Source organism: Sodalis sp. RH15 (assembly GCF_047324255.1).
In the GTDB taxonomy this organism is placed as follows: domain Bacteria; phylum Pseudomonadota; class Gammaproteobacteria; order Enterobacterales; family Enterobacteriaceae; genus Acerihabitans; species Acerihabitans ligni.
The window spans coordinates 5779765-5795224 of the sequence record NZ_CP178738.1 but is presented as its reverse complement, the minus strand read 5'-3'; the positions used below and the strand labels follow the sequence as shown (position 1 = coordinate 5795224).

The 15460-nt window shown below is 50.5% G+C and carries 11 protein-coding genes and 1 tRNA gene; 6 read left to right on the top strand and 6 right to left on the bottom strand.

Translation table 11 applies throughout. The features are described from left to right. The first annotated feature begins 9 nt into the window (after window positions 1-9). Together lptF and lptG are read left to right on the top strand one after the other, a co-directional pair. Window positions 10-1110 (top strand): LPS export ABC transporter permease LptF, encoded by a 1101-nt coding sequence (lptF, locus tag ACL2XO_RS26230; RefSeq protein ID WP_132924666.1) that lies wholly within the window; start codon window positions 10-12, stop codon window positions 1108-1110. Continuing rightward, on the top strand, window positions 1110-2201 hold the full coding sequence (lptG, locus tag ACL2XO_RS26225; RefSeq protein ID WP_132924668.1) for an LPS export ABC transporter permease LptG: 1092 nt from the start codon (window positions 1110-1112) through the stop codon (window positions 2199-2201). The genes lptF and lptG overlap by 1 nt, the downstream gene beginning before the upstream one ends. Before the next feature lie 169 nt (window positions 2202-2370). On the opposite strand, the gene ACL2XO_RS26220 is transcribed toward lptG, so the two are convergent. Continuing rightward, a complete protein-coding gene (locus tag ACL2XO_RS26220) occupies window positions 2371-3270 on the bottom strand; it encodes a LysR family transcriptional regulator (RefSeq protein ID WP_132924670.1) in 900 nt (299 codons plus the stop codon). 616 nt (window positions 3271-3886) lie between these two features. Here ACL2XO_RS26220 and ACL2XO_RS26215 point away from each other — a divergent pair. Then, window positions 3887-4744: an SDR family NAD(P)-dependent oxidoreductase gene (locus ACL2XO_RS26215; protein ID WP_413741892.1), complete on the top strand. Its 858-nt coding sequence runs from the start codon at window positions 3887-3889 to the stop codon at window positions 4742-4744. 8 nt (window positions 4745-4752) lie between these two features. Here ACL2XO_RS26215 and ACL2XO_RS26210 read toward each other — a convergent pair whose 3' ends face one another. Beyond that, on the bottom strand, window positions 4753-5247 hold the full coding sequence (locus ACL2XO_RS26210; RefSeq protein ID WP_132924674.1) for a DUF2501 domain-containing protein: 495 nt from the start codon (window positions 5245-5247) through the stop codon (window positions 4753-4755). A 191-nt stretch (window positions 5248-5438) separates the two neighbouring features. Here ACL2XO_RS26210 and nei point away from each other — a divergent pair, with 191 nt between their 5' ends. From nei to ACL2XO_RS26195, 3 genes are all read left to right on the top strand, one after another. After that, a complete protein-coding gene (nei, locus tag ACL2XO_RS26205) occupies window positions 5439-6245 on the top strand; it encodes an endonuclease VIII (protein WP_413741891.1) in 807 nt (268 codons plus the stop codon). Window positions 6246-6431: 186 nt separating this feature from the next. After that, a tRNA-Leu gene (locus ACL2XO_RS26200) sits at window positions 6432-6516 on the top strand. A gap of 186 nt (window positions 6517-6702) precedes the next feature. Then, window positions 6703-7956, top strand: coding sequence for a tyrosine-type recombinase/integrase (locus ACL2XO_RS26195; RefSeq protein ID WP_413741890.1), 1254 nt, complete (start codon window positions 6703-6705; stop codon window positions 7954-7956). A 494-nt stretch (window positions 7957-8450) separates the two neighbouring features. Here ACL2XO_RS26195 and ACL2XO_RS26190 read toward each other — a convergent pair whose 3' ends face one another. The 4 genes from ACL2XO_RS26190 to ACL2XO_RS26175 form a co-directional block, all read right to left on the bottom strand. Continuing rightward, window positions 8451-9497 carry a hypothetical protein gene (locus tag ACL2XO_RS26190; RefSeq protein ID WP_413741889.1) on the bottom strand — a complete coding sequence of 349 codons (1047 nt, stop codon included), beginning with the start codon at window positions 9495-9497 and terminating at the stop codon, window positions 8451-8453. Window positions 9498-9751: 254 nt separating this feature from the next. Then, window positions 9752-12742, bottom strand: coding sequence for an AAA family ATPase (locus tag ACL2XO_RS26185; RefSeq protein WP_413741888.1), 2991 nt, complete (start codon window positions 12740-12742; stop codon window positions 9752-9754). Continuing rightward, complete coding sequence (locus ACL2XO_RS26180) at window positions 12739-13338, bottom strand: ABC-three component system middle component 1 (protein ID WP_413741887.1); 600 nt, start codon at window positions 13336-13338, stop codon at window positions 12739-12741. The genes ACL2XO_RS26185 and ACL2XO_RS26180 overlap by 4 nt, the downstream gene beginning before the upstream one ends. Before the next feature lies 1 nt (window position 13339). Next, a complete protein-coding gene (locus ACL2XO_RS26175; RefSeq protein WP_413741886.1) occupies window positions 13340-15247 on the bottom strand; it encodes an ABC-three component system protein in 1908 nt (635 codons plus the stop codon). Between the last annotated feature and the right edge of the window lie 213 nt (window positions 15248-15460).

Sequence of the window (15460 nt, the reverse complement as noted above, 5' to 3'; positions counted from 1 at the left end):
GAAATAAGCGTGATCATCCTTAGATATCTGGTTCGGGAAGTTTTCAAAAGCCAGCTCGCCATCCTGTTTATCCTGTTGCTGATTTTCTTCTGTCAGAAGCTGGTACGGGTGCTGGGAGCTGCGGTTGACGGCGATATTCCGACAAACCTGGTGTTATCCCTACTCGGTTTAGGGGTGCCGGAAATGGCACAGTTAATTCTTCCCCTCAGCCTGTTCTTGGGCTTACTGATGACCCTGAGCCGATTGTACACCGAAAGCGAAATTACGGTGATGCATGCCTGTGGACTGGGTAAGAGCGTTTTGGTCAAGGCGGCGCTGATTCTCAGCGTGCTGACGGCGATTTTCGCCGGCGCCAACGTTATCTGGCTTTCTCCCTGGTCCGCCCGCCACCAGGACGAAGTCCTGGCGGAGGCCAAAGCCAATCCCAGCATGGCGGCGATGGTGGAAGGGCAGTTCCAGGCGGCGCAAAACGGCAATTCGATACTGTTCGTCGGCAATGTCAAAGGACAGCAGTTCCAGAACGTGTTTCTGGCCCAGCTGCGACCCAAAGGCAATGCCCGGCCCTCGGTGGTGGTGGCGGATCAGGGGCACATGACCCAACGTGCCGACGGTTCGCAACTGGTGATGCTGGATAAAGGCACCCGCTACGAAGGCACTGCGCTGCTGCGGGATTTTCGCATCACCGATTTTACCCAGTACCAGGCGGTCATCGGCCACCAGGCGGTGTCGGCGGACAGCACCGACGCGGATCAGATGACCATGCATGAACTCCGCCACTCCTCCGACCCCGGGGCCAAGGCGGAAATGCAGTGGCGCCTGACACTGGTGGTCTCGGTATTTATCATGGCCATCATGGTGGTTCCCCTCAGCGCGGTTAACCCGCGACAAGGCCGGGTGATGAGCATGCTGCCGGCCATGCTGATGTACCTGATCTTTTTTCTGCTGCAAAGCTCGCTGCGTTCCAACGGCGCCAAAGGTAAACTCGACCCGATGATATGGATGTGGTTGACCAACCTGGTCTATCTGGGCATTGCCGTGTTACTCAATCTTTGGGAAACCGTGCCGGTGAGAAGAATACGCGACGGATTACATTCAAGAGGAGCGGTTTGATGTTTGGAGTACTGGACCGCTACATCGGTAAAACGATTTTCAACACCATCATGATGACCCTGTTTATGCTGGTCTCGCTCTCCGGCATCATCAAGTTCGTCGATCAGCTGCGTAAAACCGGCCAGGGCGACTATTCCGTCGTCGGCGCCGGTCTTTACACGATATTGAGCGTCCCCAAGGACATCGAGATATTTTTCCCCATGGCGGCGCTGCTCGGCGCGCTGCTCGGTCTGGGCACGCTGGCCAGCCGCAGTGAACTGGTGGTGATGCAGGCCTCGGGCTTCACCCGCATGCAAATCGCCGCCTCGGTGATGAAAACCGCCATTCCCCTGGTGCTGCTCACCATGGCCATCGGCGAATGGGTGGCGCCGCAGGGTGAACAAATGGCGAGAAATTACCGTTCCCAGGCCCTGTACGGCGGTTCGATGCTCTCGGTGCAAAGCGGTTTATGGGCCAAAGACGGCAACAATTTCATCTACATCGAGCGGGTGGTGAGCAACGACGAATTATCCGGAGTCAATATTTACAATTTCGACCAGCACAACCGCCTGCAGACTCTGCGCTATGCCGCCGATGCGAAATATGCCGACGGCGTCTGGCATCTCTCCCAGGTGGACGAGTCCGACTTGACGGATCCACAGCAGATCTCGGGCCACCCTCAGCAAATCTCGGGCCGGCAGATGCTTAGCGGCGTGTGGAAAACCAATCTGACCCCTGACAAGCTGGGAGTGGTGGCGCTGGATCCGGACGCCTTATCCATCACCGGCCTGCGTGATTATGTGAAGTACCTTAAGCAAAGCGGACAGGAGTCCAATCGCTATGAGCTGAATATGTGGAGTAAGATCTTCTCCCCCTTCTCGGTAGCGGTGATGATGCTGATGGCGCTGTCGTTTATTTTCGGCCCGCTGCGCAGCGTGGCGATGGGCGTGAGGGTAGTGACGGGAATAAGCTTCGGGTTCTTGTTCTATGTACTGGATCAGATCTTCGGACCGTTAAGCCTGGTATACAGTCTGCCGCCCCTGTACGGGGCATTGTTACCCAGTATGGCATTCCTGGTAATCAGCGTGGCGCTATTGCTTAGAAAACGCTAATCGCGGCGAGGCGCTATGCCTAAATAATTCGAGTTGCAGGAAAGCCAGCAAGCCTGCAACTTGAAGTATGACGGGTATAACAGGCATATTCCTGTTAGCGCCGGTTAGTAGTGAAGACCTCATTGCATCGACCTTCGGGTTGTTATCAGCCGTTACGACCACAAATCATTCATTTAATACTTTCTACAAACAGCACTTTGGTCAGGTCGCGCAGCCACTTATGACAGGGTGAATGGTTATGTTTCGAGTGCCAAGCCTGGATGATGCTGCGCTTGCCTAAATCAAAATCCGCACTGAAAAATTCCACCGCGATATTCAGCTTGCGCAAATTCTTCACCACAAAATCCGGCACGATGGCCAAGGCATCTGAATGGGTAATAGCATTCATGGTGGCCATATAACCGGGCGTAGCCCCCATGACGTGGCGCGCGGACCAAAAATATTTCATTGCCTCATCCGTACCGGCCGGATACTTCTCCTTGGTCTGGACAAAATGATATTTCAGCAGATTGTCCATGCTCTTATCCGTACAGATGATCGGATGGCCGCAGCGGCACATAAAATAACACTTCGCTGAGTGAATGGTACGTATGGTAATCTCCGGATTCAGATCGCGCATTTCGCCAATGTATAAATCGATATCGTTTGATCGTAAAAAGTCATCATCAAATTCGGAGTCATGAACCATATTGATAAACACATTTGGCGCGCTTTTCTGGATTTCCCTGAATAATGTGGCATTGAGGGTGAAAACAATGGTGGCGTTCGCCGCGATGGTAAATGACACATTGGTGGTATGGGGTTCGAAGGCCATATTGGTATTCAACATGGACTCAATGCGGTTAACCAACTGCCGCACATCCTCCTTCAATGCAATTGCCCTCGGTGTGGGAATCAGCTTGGTTCCGCTGCGAACCAGTATCGGATCGTTAAACAAAGCCCGAATCTTGTTCAGAGACTTGCTGATGGCTGGTGCGGTGACGTTCAGTTTCCTGGCCGCCAGATTGACGCTGCAATCTTCCAGCAGCGCGTTCAGTACAACCAATAAGTTAAAATCAAAATTGTTCATATAGTAGTCATAATTAGAAACGCGGGTTTGAGGGATATTCGTTAGGTAACGAATGCAAGGGCACTTAAAATTATAATCTTCATTCTCCTCTACATAACTCATTAGCATGAGAACAATTGACTAACTTCTTTTAGTGGCTAATGATTTTATCTTTTATTTTTTAATAATGACAAGGCTAAAATACTCCTTGCGGAGTGCCCTATCCCTTCATTAACCTATTGGACCGACCGCGAACGGGCGTTACTACTGGCGTGTCCCGTTATTTTAGATATGCTGAATAATATTGTTAAATGTCTTTTAATAGCAGATTAATAATATTATTTGAACTATGTAGAATATGCCTTTCCTAATATACCCAATAGATTTCGAATTGCAGCAAGGTGGCAATTTGAAAGATGATGAGTATCTGCATATTGCATGATAATGAGATCCTGCTCCATCGGAAAAACTGCTGAATGTCCCTTCCGTTGAGGTTACTGTGGCCAAATGTGCGGGTAAGCTGTTGTCCAAGGTCGTTGCCCACGGCGGGCAATCGTTTTAGCATGGGAACGTTTTGAGACGTCGGTTCATCAAGACCCTGAATCGCCGATGTGATTGCAACATTGCGAGGATACTCATGACCCATTTATCCCTGTTACCCGGTTCCGTCGCCGTTATCACCGGCGGCGCGTCCGGCATAGGTTTGGCCGCCGCCAAACGTTTCGCCCAGCGCGGACTGCGCGTCTGCATCGCCGACCTCGAGGCTGAGCGCCTCGCTCATGGGGCCGAAGAGGTGGCCGCGCTGGCGGCAAGAGGCAAGCAGGATGTTTTCACCTTCCAGGCGGACGTCAGCCAGCCGGATTCCCTGGTCAGCCTGCGGGATGCCGTTGCCCAGCGCTTCGGCGGCACCGATGTGCTGATGAATAACGCCGGCATCCAGCCCGGCAGCGGCGTGTTCGGTCCGGCGGAAAACTGGCGGCGCATACTGGAAGTGAATTTATACGGCGTCATCAACGGTACGCAGATTTTTGTACCCGAGATGATGGCCCGCGGCCGGCCTGGCCTGGTGATCAATACCGGCTCCAAACAGGGCATCACCACGCCGCCGGGAGACCCCGCCTATAACGTCGCCAAGGCCGGCCTAAAGGCCTTTACCGAGGCATTGCAGCACGAACTGCGCAATACCGATGGCTGCCGCCTCAGCGCCCATCTGGTGATTCCTGGATTTGTCTTCACCGGGCTCACCCGCCGCGGTCGCGTCGAGAAACCCGCCGGCGCCTGGACCGCGGATCAAACCGCTGATTTTATGATGGAGCGGCTGGACGCCGGCGACTTTTATATCCTGTGCCCGGACAATGACGTGCCCCGTTCCCTGGATGAAAAACGCATTTTATGGGCCGCCGGCGATATCGTCGAAAACCGGCCGCCGCTTTCCCGCTGGCATCCGGATTTCGAATCGGCATTCAACGCGTTTATCAAGCAGCCGCGCCGATAGCGCCGCCGTCAGGAAATGAAGTTCTTGCCCTGTTTCAGCACCAGATTGCAGGCTTTGTATTTCACCTTCTGGCCCAGCTGCGAGGAGCCGAGATCCTTCAGGTTCAGCTGACCGCCCTGGGCGGTATTCAATATTCCGCCGAGACCCTGCTGATAATCCTGGCTCTTGGCGTTGGACGGACTGGAAATACCCAGCTTGCCCATCAGCTTGTCTTTAATTGCCGTGGTGCCGGTATCTGACAGCAGATTGTTTTTCGCACAGTACTCCAGCACCCCGGCGGCATTGGTCATGGTGCCGGCGCTCAGGGCCTTATCGCCGCCCCCCAGCAACCCGGCAAGGGATGCCGTAGAGCCGCTTTGTGCGGCGCCGTTGCCCGTGGTGGTGCCTGATGTGCCAAGGGCGCTGTTAACCGAATCCATCAAGTTGGCCGCCAGGGCCAGGCCAGGGGCCAAAGTCGCCATCAAAGCCAGCGAAAGAAGGTGACGCCGCAGAGTGATTGTCATGGTCAATTTCCTGTTTAACATAAGCATAAAAAGTAAAATCGTATTATTCCATAGGTCCCTTTTTCGGACTTTAGTATGCCGGACAAGTTCATGGCCTAAAGAGAACAGACCAAAGAAGGGGCGATTTAATGTTGGATTTAGGATAATTCTAAGCGCCATTATTTTCATAACGCCCATAACAGGAGAAATGTATGCCGGAAGGCCCTGAAATTCGGCGCGCGGCCGACGCCCTGATGATGGCGGTAGCCGGCCGGGCAATCACCCGGGCGTGGTTTGCCTTCCCGCATCTGAAGCCTTTTGAATCCCGATTGACCGGTCAACGCATCGAAAAAATAGAGACCAGGGGCAAAGCGCTGCTCACCTGGTTTTCTAACGGATTGGTGCTGTACAGCCATAACCAGCTCTACGGCGTATGGCGGGTAGTCAAGGCCGGAGAAACGCCGGTGACCAAACGAGACCTGCGGGTTCGCCTGGAAAACGAACAGTTTGCCATCCTGCTGTACAGCGCGTCCGATATTCAGATTCTGGATGCCGACGCGCTGGCGGCCCACCCGTTTTTACTGCGCATCGGCCCTGATGTTCTGGATCCGGCCCTCACGGTGGAGGAAACCCGATCGCGCCTGCTCTCGCCGCGCTTTCGCGGACGCCAGCTCGGCAGCCTGCTGCTGGATCAATCCTTTATTGCCGGACTGGGCAATTATCTGCGGGTGGAGATTTTATGGCAGGCTAGGCTGACGGCGGGGGTTAGAGGGCGGGATTTGAGCCCGGAACAGATTGACCGCCTGTGCGAGGCGATTGTGGCTATCCCCAGGCTTTCCTATGCCATCCGCGGCACCATGGATGACCCGCTGGATGAAGGGCAGCACCATGGCGCCCGCTTTCAGTTCAAGGTGTTTCATCGGGCGGGACGGCCTTGTGAACGCTGCGGGCATCCCGTTGAAAAAACCACCCACGGGTCGCGCCCGTTTTATTGGTGTCCTGTTTGCCAGCATGACTGAACGGTGAGCGTTAGTGTAGAAATGACCCGCTTGCGGGTCAGAATTCACAGGGTGATGACAATAACCCGTGATCCAGACCTGACTGAGGGCATTTTTTCAGCAATCAGAGTGGCTTCGGCCGGATTAGTCTTGCGCAGAAACGCGTTAACGGTATAATGCACCTCGTTTTCCGTGTACGACTTCAGTGCCGAAGTGGCGAAATCGGTAGACGCAGTTGATTCAAAATCAACCGCCTTCGGGCATGCCGGTTCGATTCCGGCCTTCGGCACCATCACCATGTCAATGGACGTCAACCGACGTCTTTTTTTGTGCCTGAAATCCAGGTATCACGCGGTTTCCCTTCTATCTGCTGTCTTCCTGAGTATACTGAGGTCAATCGGCATCAACCCACATTTGTTGGTACAACTGTTGGTATCTCCGGTTCGGTAAAGCTGATACCAACGATGAGGACGTGAAAATGGCACTCACGGACATAAAAGTCAGAACCGCAAAAGCCAGTGATAAGACCTACAAGCTAACAGATGGCGATGGGATGCATCTGCAGGTTAAACCCAATGGCGCTAAATATTGGCGCTTGCAATATCGTTTTTACGGCAAGCAAAAAGATTTTGCCTTGGGTGTTTATCCTGAAGTCTCGCTTGCTGCTGCACGGCGAAAACGGGATGACGCCAGGAAGCTGATTGCCAATGGCATAGACCCCAACGAACAGAAAAAAGCGGGGAAGGTTGAGCAACTCAGTGATGGCAATACTTTTGAATTTGTAGCCAGAGCTTGGCATGCCAGCAATAAAAAGTGGTCGGAATCTCATAGTGCGCATGTGCTGAAAAGCTTGGAAGTTTGCCTTTTCCCTGTTATTGGCGCTCGACATATTGCGGAACTTGACACTCAAGATTTGTTGAAACCCATCAAAGCCGTAGAGATGTCTGGCCGTCTTGAGGTGGCATCACGGCTGCAACAGCGAACGACAGCCATAATGCGTTATGCTGTTCAAAGCGGCATGATCAAGTACAACCCTGGTCAAGAAATGGCTGGAGCAATTGCCATCGGCAAACGGCTCCATCGCCCCGCATTGGATTTTGATCGCATTCCCGAATTGTTGCAGCGTCTCGATAGCTATACGGGAAGAAAGCTCACCACGCTGGCCGTGAAACTGACGCTGTTGGTATTTATCCGTTCCAGTGAACTCCGTTTTGCCCGTTGGTCTGAAATTGATTTTCAACGCGCTATGTGGACGATACCCGGCGAGCGTGAATCCATCGATAACGTTAAGTTTTCTCAGCGCGGTTCCAAAATGCATACGACGCATCTGGTTCCACTAAGCCGTCAAGCAGTCGAAATACTGCGTGAAATCCACGATATCAGTGGGGAAAATGAGCTCATTTTCATTGGCGATCATCACTCATCAAAACCGATGAGTGAAAATACCGTCAATAAAGCACTGCGCGTTATGGGCTACGATACAAAAACCGAGGTCTGCGGTCACGGTTTCCGAGCCATGGCATGCAGTGCATTAATTGAATCGGGATTGTGGTCCAGGGATGGGGTAGAGCGGCAGATGAGCCATCAGGAGCGAAACAGCGTGCGTGCGGCGTATATCCATAAGGCGGAGCATTTGGATGAGCGGAGGCTGATGCTGCAATGGTGGGCGGATTACTTGGATGCTAATCGGGAAGGGGCGGTGAGTCCATTTGATTTTGCTAAAAAGGAATAACGTGTAGAAGTTAGCTGTATTAGTCGCGACTTGATCTGACAGTGCAATTAGGCTTGATAGCAATAACGAAACAGTCAAAAAATTTATGGCGATCAATGCTGCAAAAATATTATGCGCCCAAGGAAATTTGATTGATGGGAGAAACTATATACGGCAATCTATAAATGTTATTCCAGATTTTCTGTCTACGGTTAAAAAAGATTTAGAATTAGGCAATGTGTGTAAAATTGATATCAAAAAATGAAATTGGCCAAATTGACTGAATAAGGATGAATAATGGGTAATCTAGGCCGTTAATTGATGCAACGTGTGATCTTTGTAACATCCGCTTTTTGCAACGATCAGTCCACAGGACTTCAGGCGGCTTCGAGCGAGAAGTGGACTTTTGTTGTGTTTATAGCCATAGCAGGGAGGACTGAGTATCAACAAAAAGGCCGGGAACTATGGTTTATCTATGCATTGATTTTGGACCCGGACCATAAGAGTAATTAGTCCTATTTATCGGGAGTGTAAATTTGTGTTATAACCTCCTTTGCCGAAATAGATGGGTCACAAATGTCAGTTTTGATAATGGCTTCAAATTTATCACGTAAAGATTCCAGTAGCGCTGGATAATCCTGTCTAAGCTGTATAGCAATGCAACCAGTTTCAATAATTTTCTCAATAAATCGTTGATTTTCAATGATGCGCTCAGGCCTGTTTTTGAAAATCAAAATACTGCGACTAGTGGGTGATAATAATGTCGGTCTTCGATTGATAGCGCAAAGTGGTGTAGTTCTAAAACCAATATTTCTTAGCTCGCGGGTTAAATGCATAGAAAAAGAACTAACAAAGCTATCATCAAGATCATAAGATATCATTAACAGCGGGGAGTTGGGGTTTTTCCATTCGCAGATTCTTACTGAGTCAGGTTTCAATTTGTCTGATGGATAGCATGCCTTGATGAATCTTTGCCCGAAGGAATTAATTTTCCCTTCACTAACAAAACCGCGTAATTCCATCATTCGACGGCCATAACTTTCTTCAGATAAAGCATCCGTTATCGATAGAGATTTCTTAAACCTGCCTGATCCGCTAGGGGGAATTAAATGGTAATTTAATGCTATATAAGCAAGTCGCATCTCTTCCATGCTATGAAACGTCATTTCACTCAATGATATTGAAAAGAAACGAATATCGTTAGATTGCAATGTTTTGTAAGCCGCATTTCTGGCAAGTGTAGCATAGAGTTCTGTTTTTTCATCTTCAAGATCTTGTATACAAGCATTCAACAAAAGATGATAATCAACGGCCTCTATACATACATTTTTCGTACGTTCATCCCATTCAGCATCAGGTTTCAAAAGCATCATATGGAAATCTGAAATTCTTTTTTCATGCTTCTGTTGGATATAATCTCTGGCTTGATTAACGCCAAGTTTTGCAAGTTCATAGACTGAAGATGCGCCCGGAACAAAACTTAGTGCAAAGTTAGTACCAACATCAGCGACTTTCGAAATCGTTGTTTTTAAATTGGTCTTTTTTTCGTCATGCTTTTTCATCGTTTTTATCCTTACCATTCGTCCACTTTTGGCAAGAAACTGCCTCAGTTGGCTATGAGCGTGAAGCGGGCATAACTGGACTGCCCCCAATCCAGGTAGGGGTACCGCTATTTTTTCTTAGGTTCCCAGACGCATGTGATGCCGCAAACCTTTTCAATGAACGCATAAAGAGCCGCGGCACCTTCTTCAATCGTGTTGTAACCACAAATCTTTACAGGTAGGCACACATGAAATTTGCAACGCCGCCGCGCAGACTAACTTTTACCCGGCCAGGTGCTTTCTGATGCCGTAACGCCTTCAGGGGTTGGGACGAGTGACCACAAACGTGCTTCGATTCCGTCATTTTGCAGCTTACGCATGAAGTAACGAGCTTGAAGGGCATCATGAGTTGCAATTACAATCTGGAAGCCATGATCGACGATGTAATCTCGCAGCACATCGAATACTGACGCTGCATGTACCAGGTCATGGTGCTGGGTTGGGTCGTCTAGAAGCAGACAGCGCCAGGAAGACCACTGATGATCCAGTGGCATTGACAGCAGAAAGGTAAGTTGTAAATCAGTCAGTTGAGCCTCACTGGCTATGGCCGATACCGGGACTGACTCCCCGTGCAGCGGTAACGATACTTCAGCATGTTCCTTTCTATAGATGCTGCGAAAATCTAGATTCGTCCCGGTAAAGCGTTGTTCTCTAACCACTCGCTTCAAGAGCGCCTGCCACCGCGGAACTACGGCGAGCACGTGTTTGTGAACATTAGCGATTTCGGTGGATAGGTGCCGATTGAGCGTCTCCATCGCATCAGATAGTTGCGACAGCCGTAGCTGACCCGACTGTTCTTTTTCTATTTGCTGACGAAGCTTGTAGGTGAACTCTTCTTCCGATAACTCGTCGCGACGACGATCTAAGAGACCCTGAGCGAGACGTGCCTGCTCCAATTTACTCCATGCATAAATCTCGATTTTGATAGTTTGTAGCTTTTCTGAATGTCGATCCAAGTCAGTGACGGATGACTGCAACTGAGCCTCTCTACTGCTCGCAACCTCAACAGTTGGATCTCCGGGGAACGATAGCTGACGCCAGGAAGATCGGACAGTAGCAAGACGAGATTGAACATCAGTTAGCTGTTTTTCCAGATCAGATACTCTACTCATCACATCGGCCAGTTGAATTTTCTGCCGATCCAAGGAGGATTTTTCAGCCGTCACCTTAGCGCTCAATTCAATGAGCTGAATAGTATTTTTGTTTTGCGCCAAGGACAACTCCGCAAGCGTTTTTGATGGCGGGGCGTCTATAGTGATTGCTGCCAATGCTGCGGTCGCCTGCTCCAGCCTGCTGCTGGCTTCTGTTCGGCCCCGCTTGGCGGAGTCTAGTGCACAAACAGCCAAATTGTAATCGTTCTGAGCCCGCTCCATGATCTCAGGGGTTGGTATAGCCGCAAGACTGTGCTGCTTCTCATCGAGCTGAAGCTTAGCTGAAGTATTGGCATCTTCTCGACGTCGGATCGATTCTTTCGCGAGGGGTACTGTATCGCCGTCGAGCAGAGCGTTGGTTCTGAAATCGTTGATGTCTGACGCCAGGCCCACCTGCTGTAGTTTCAGTACAACAATCCTACCTTTGCATGCTTTCAGTTCTGCTTCGGCGTGTGTTACCGCCTCTGTGCATTCACGTAAAGCATCAACTGCTTTCTTAACGCGTCGTTCTGCGTCGACAACATTTGGGTCAATAGCTTCTAAGGCCTTAGTAATACGCTCATGAAGATCAACTGCTCCGTGCTCTTCACCACATAAGGGGCAATCACCACGATCGCTTGGCAGGTGGGCCGCGATGGATGCTACGGCTTGCCGTATCGAATCTGCGGCCGAGGTCAAAATCTCGTGATGGCTCTTCGCGGCCAGTTCCTCAGCTTCAGCGGACATCCTTGACGAAATTGCGGTGCGAAGACGTTCTTGAAGGGCATCCTCTTGCGTTTCTTCCCGACTGATTGAGCCCGTAATATCCGCAACGTGCTGAAGAGTCTGCTCCCAACGTTCCAAGAGTTTATGTGCGGTGCGAAGGTCAGCGTCTATCTTTAGCAACGTCTTGCGTTGTTTGTTGATGAGGTCATGTTGAATGCCGAGCTGCTGGTTACCTTCACGTTCGCTACGCAAATCGGAGGCCAAAGACTCAGCGCTGTTCAGATCCTTATCAGCAATCTCCAGAACCTGCTTGCCTTGCTCAACTGCTTCTTTAGCCTGAGCCTCATTCATGAGACGATTGAGCTGTTGAACGATCACATCTCGCTCACCTTCTGCTAAAACCAAATCCTGCTGGAGTCGCTCATGATTGGCAGCGATCAGAGCTCGTTCTTGTTTCTTCTGTGCAAGCTCCTGTGTAACAGTGATGAAATCGTTACCGAGCTGCTCTGAACGTGCTTGCTCAGAAACGAATCGGCCTATGAGTCCGTCAACTCCAACCAGCGCCGTTATCTGATCACGAAGTCGGACTAATTTGGCTTGGACCAATTGCTCTAATGCATCGTGCACCGTTTCCAAGCCATCCTGCCCCAATGGCGGTACAAGTAGGCCTGCAGGCAACTGCTCGAAGCTCTGCGTCTGGCGCGCAATGTCCGAAATGGATTCAGCAATATTTTCTTTACTACGAAGTGCGCCTTGAGATTGAGAAGCAGCTATATCCCGGTCAAGGGTCAAGCTTTGCCATTCACCAAACTCTGTTTCGAGCGCTACGAGTCCTCTATTGGCTTGTTTCAGTTGCTCTGTGAGGGCGCGGCGAATGCCGCCAAGGGCAGAAATCACTTGGGCACCATCCTTGCCAATCGGCAACCGTGCGAGCTGAGAGCCCGCAACTTTGGCATCTGCCTTTACCAGCCATTCCCCTTCCCGTTGATCAAGCAGATGGGTAAGCCTCAACAAAAACGGTATGTCCTCCGGATTTGTATCTGGAAAAAGGGGGCGAAGGTCACCCGTTCTTTGAACGTCACCTTGATTACTCACTTGAGCAGAGACTTGTACATCACCGAAATCCAGGCTTACACGGGCCATGGTTTGAGTATCTCGAATGATTGGAGAAAGATTCTCGCTGATTCGTGAAATATTGCCGGTGAGACACAACTCGATAGCTTCGAAGAACGCCGTCTTTCCAGTACCATTGGGGGCCAGGATAATGGTTGCACCACGGCTAAGTTCAATCGTCGTTTCGACGCCAAACCTGCGGATGTTAGAGAGCGTAATAGATTTAAGCTGTTTCATTTGAAGTCCCTGTCACCAAACGCCGCAACCTTTAGGGCTTTAACGATATCATCGCCTGATTGTCCAGACAGTAGTAATTCTCGCCACTTCTCAAGATGCGGCTCCACCCAAGTGTGTGCGAGGCTCAGTGAGTTCAGGGACGCTAGCAGAGGATCGACGATGTTGTCTGATTCTCCTGCGACTGAAAGGGTCGCCAAGAAAGTACGGTTTAGAAAGGAGTCGATATCTTCCTGGACTCTGATCACTACCTTTCTGCAGAAACGATCGTCCGTCTCGAGGCGAGCCGCGTCTTCTGATGCAATATTTTCGATGAGCAAGAACATGTAAAGGTCGGCTGTTTGCGGCTCCGCAAGCATGTCACGGACATCAGCTGCCCACCGAAATGCGCTTTGGATTTTTGCCGAATCGAAGGGAATGGCTGCGATTAATACAGTCCGCCAGCCCGCACCTTCCCGATTTATCCGTTTGAGCTGCACCGTAGTAGAGTCGATCTCAATCGACGGAGACGCCAGTTCAAATGCATTTGATAAAGAAACTTCATAGCGGCCTTCAGCACACGTTAAGATGGCTGTAACGATCTCCGAGATTGTAGGCATTTCAGGATCCTTTCGTATTCTTCTCTATGGCTGACTCGCGAGCGAGCAGTCGATCTTGCCATTGCTTACTGAAGTGTTGGCGTACGGAGGCCAGAGTCCCCTTACGCAGATGATTAAACGCTCCTGACCTGGTGACGAGCAGGTGCGGCTGGCGCTCAGCCGCCATAGTGGTAGCCGTCTCGGAGTCGTCAGCCATTCCTATGTTTAATAACTCTGATGGGGAAGTACTCACGCCTGACAAGATTACGATTGGGGTAGGGGAAGGGCCGATAACCGTTATCAAAGGATCGTCAGACAGCTCACGGACTTCCGGGGCACCTCCGGAGGGGCCAGACCAATACTTAAGAGCGATGCTCAGTACCGGCCCACAATCCGGAAAGGATTCCCAGTCGTTGCTGCTGCCAGGGAACCCCACTGCAACCATCAACAGGGTTTCAACTGCGGTGACCAGCAGATTCAAAGTACGTGGGCCAAGGCGAAGTGCACACTTTGCATTTTTTCCTTCCGTTTTCGGGTATAGAAGTTGATCCAGAAATTTTCGGCGGCTCTCAAGATTCTTAGCGAACCCGACGAGCCATGTCTGCCAAACCGTTTCCATAGCGTCAGCGAGCGCCGAATCTGTAATGGCGCTAAGCTTTTCAGAGGCGCCTTGAATAAGGCGCTGCCACAGCAAGTCGTCCATTGCGCTAGCGAGCGCATCAGCTTCCACTCTAGCCGCGCCTTGTGTCTTAAATTCATGATCCTGTACGCACTCAAGACGCTCAGTGTTCTCGATCCACGGTAGATTGCTAAGGTCGTTTTCTGCGCAACCGAGCGTGTGCCCGATTTCAAGGCCGACGCTACTGCGCCACGTTGATTCGCCTAGCATCAGACTCTGACTGCCATTGGGCAAGTGCAAAGCCATGCGCAATATTGCTGATGGAAGAGTGAGATTTGCACCGATGGGGGGCATGTATGGGGCGTATATCCTGAGCTTACGGTTTCCAGGTTTACTACTCCACATGTGCTCGACAACCCCCTCCGCAGACCTAGGAGCCACACTACCAAGATCATGAGTCCCAGCTAACGACCACGACTTGCCGGTCGGCAGAGATTCGTCGCTTAACAGATACTGAGCCCAGGTTTCGATATCTGGACGAAGTTCGTCCTTTAGTTCTCGAACTACCGCATGACAACCTAAAGCTGACACGTCAGATGTCTCAGCTGTGATATAAGTAATTAAGCGGTCAAGTGTCCGTCTAGGATCGCTAAAGTGACGACCGAGTGAATTAATTGAGCGCTCCTTTAAGTTCGCATCGTTGCCTACGCAAATGATTTGGACACAACGTAGGATATCCCTGATCTGGCTCCAATCTTTGAACCCGCACCAAGTCGTGAGCCAAAGATAGGCCCGTTGGGTTGGGCCGTCTTGGCGATTGGCTAATTCGTTCAGATCAAGCCCGTCTTGGCGACACAGTTTGCACAACTCATCCAAATGATTGACTGTAAGGTCATCTTTAATTTTCAGATGTGCACCCACGAGGGTCAGTTGGAACTGACGCTTGGGAGGTGAATCGAATGTGCCTAAACTCGCGTGCCTAGCAAGACTTGCGAATGCCGAGTCTATGACTGAGTTCGTTGGCTCAGTTTCTGGAGATCCATCTTTGTTTTTTTTGACCGACTGTTTTGTTTTATCTGGATTTTTGATGCAGAAATCAGTTGTCTGCCGTTTAATCTGCAGATGCTCAAAGGAGTCTGGAGAGTGTTGAATCACCACGTCATCCCATTCCTCAATGCCACCCTTTTCAGCACCGATCGCAAGTGGGGCATTCCTGCCATCTAAGAACTTATCAAGCATGTCCGACAAACGCTGAGCAATCACTAGCTGCTCGTAATGAGACTTCTGCTCCAGCCGGAACCTTCTGATCATCCAGATTTCCCTTATTGCATTATTTAGAACTGCATTAATGATTCCTGTAGCAATATCAAATTAGTTATACGCTCTATAGCGTTAACTTTTGATAAGTCCATATAGAAAACGTGACCTGCTCCCCAGTGATTAACATACAGGGGTGAACAGCGTCTGCTATCTGGCACAGAGCCGACTGTTAGATCGGATTGGACCCAGAAAAACAAGGTTGTC

Bases quoted from the DNA above. Each gene is read 5' to 3' on its own strand.
- ACL2XO_RS26220 (WP_132924670.1), bottom strand. From the start codon at position 3,270: ATGAACAATTTTGATTTTAACTTATTGGTTGTACTGAACGCGCTGCTG.
- ACL2XO_RS26210 (WP_132924674.1), bottom strand. From the start codon at position 5,247: ATGACAATCACTCTGCGGCGTCACCTTCTTTCGCTGGCTTTGATGGCG.
- ACL2XO_RS26190 (WP_413741889.1), bottom strand. From the start codon at position 9,497: ATGAAAAAGCATGACGAAAAAAAGACCAATTTAAAAACAACGATTTCG.
- ACL2XO_RS26185 (WP_413741888.1), bottom strand. From the start codon at position 12,742: ATGAAACAGCTTAAATCTATTACGCTCTCTAACATCCGCAGGTTTGGC.
- ACL2XO_RS26175 (WP_413741886.1), bottom strand. From the start codon at position 15,247: ATGATCAGAAGGTTCCGGCTGGAGCAGAAGTCTCATTACGAGCAGCTA.
- ACL2XO_RS26215 (WP_413741892.1), top strand. From the start codon at position 3,887: ATGACCCATTTATCCCTGTTACCCGGTTCCGTCGCCGTTATCACCGGC.
- nei (WP_413741891.1), top strand. From the start codon at position 5,439: ATGCCGGAAGGCCCTGAAATTCGGCGCGCGGCCGACGCCCTGATGATG.
- lptG (WP_132924668.1), top strand. From the start codon at position 1,110: ATGTTTGGAGTACTGGACCGCTACATCGGTAAAACGATTTTCAACACC.
- ACL2XO_RS26195 (WP_413741890.1), top strand. From the start codon at position 6,703: ATGGCACTCACGGACATAAAAGTCAGAACCGCAAAAGCCAGTGATAAG.
- ACL2XO_RS26180 (WP_413741887.1), bottom strand. From the start codon at position 13,338: ATGCCTACAATCTCGGAGATCGTTACAGCCATCTTAACGTGTGCTGAA.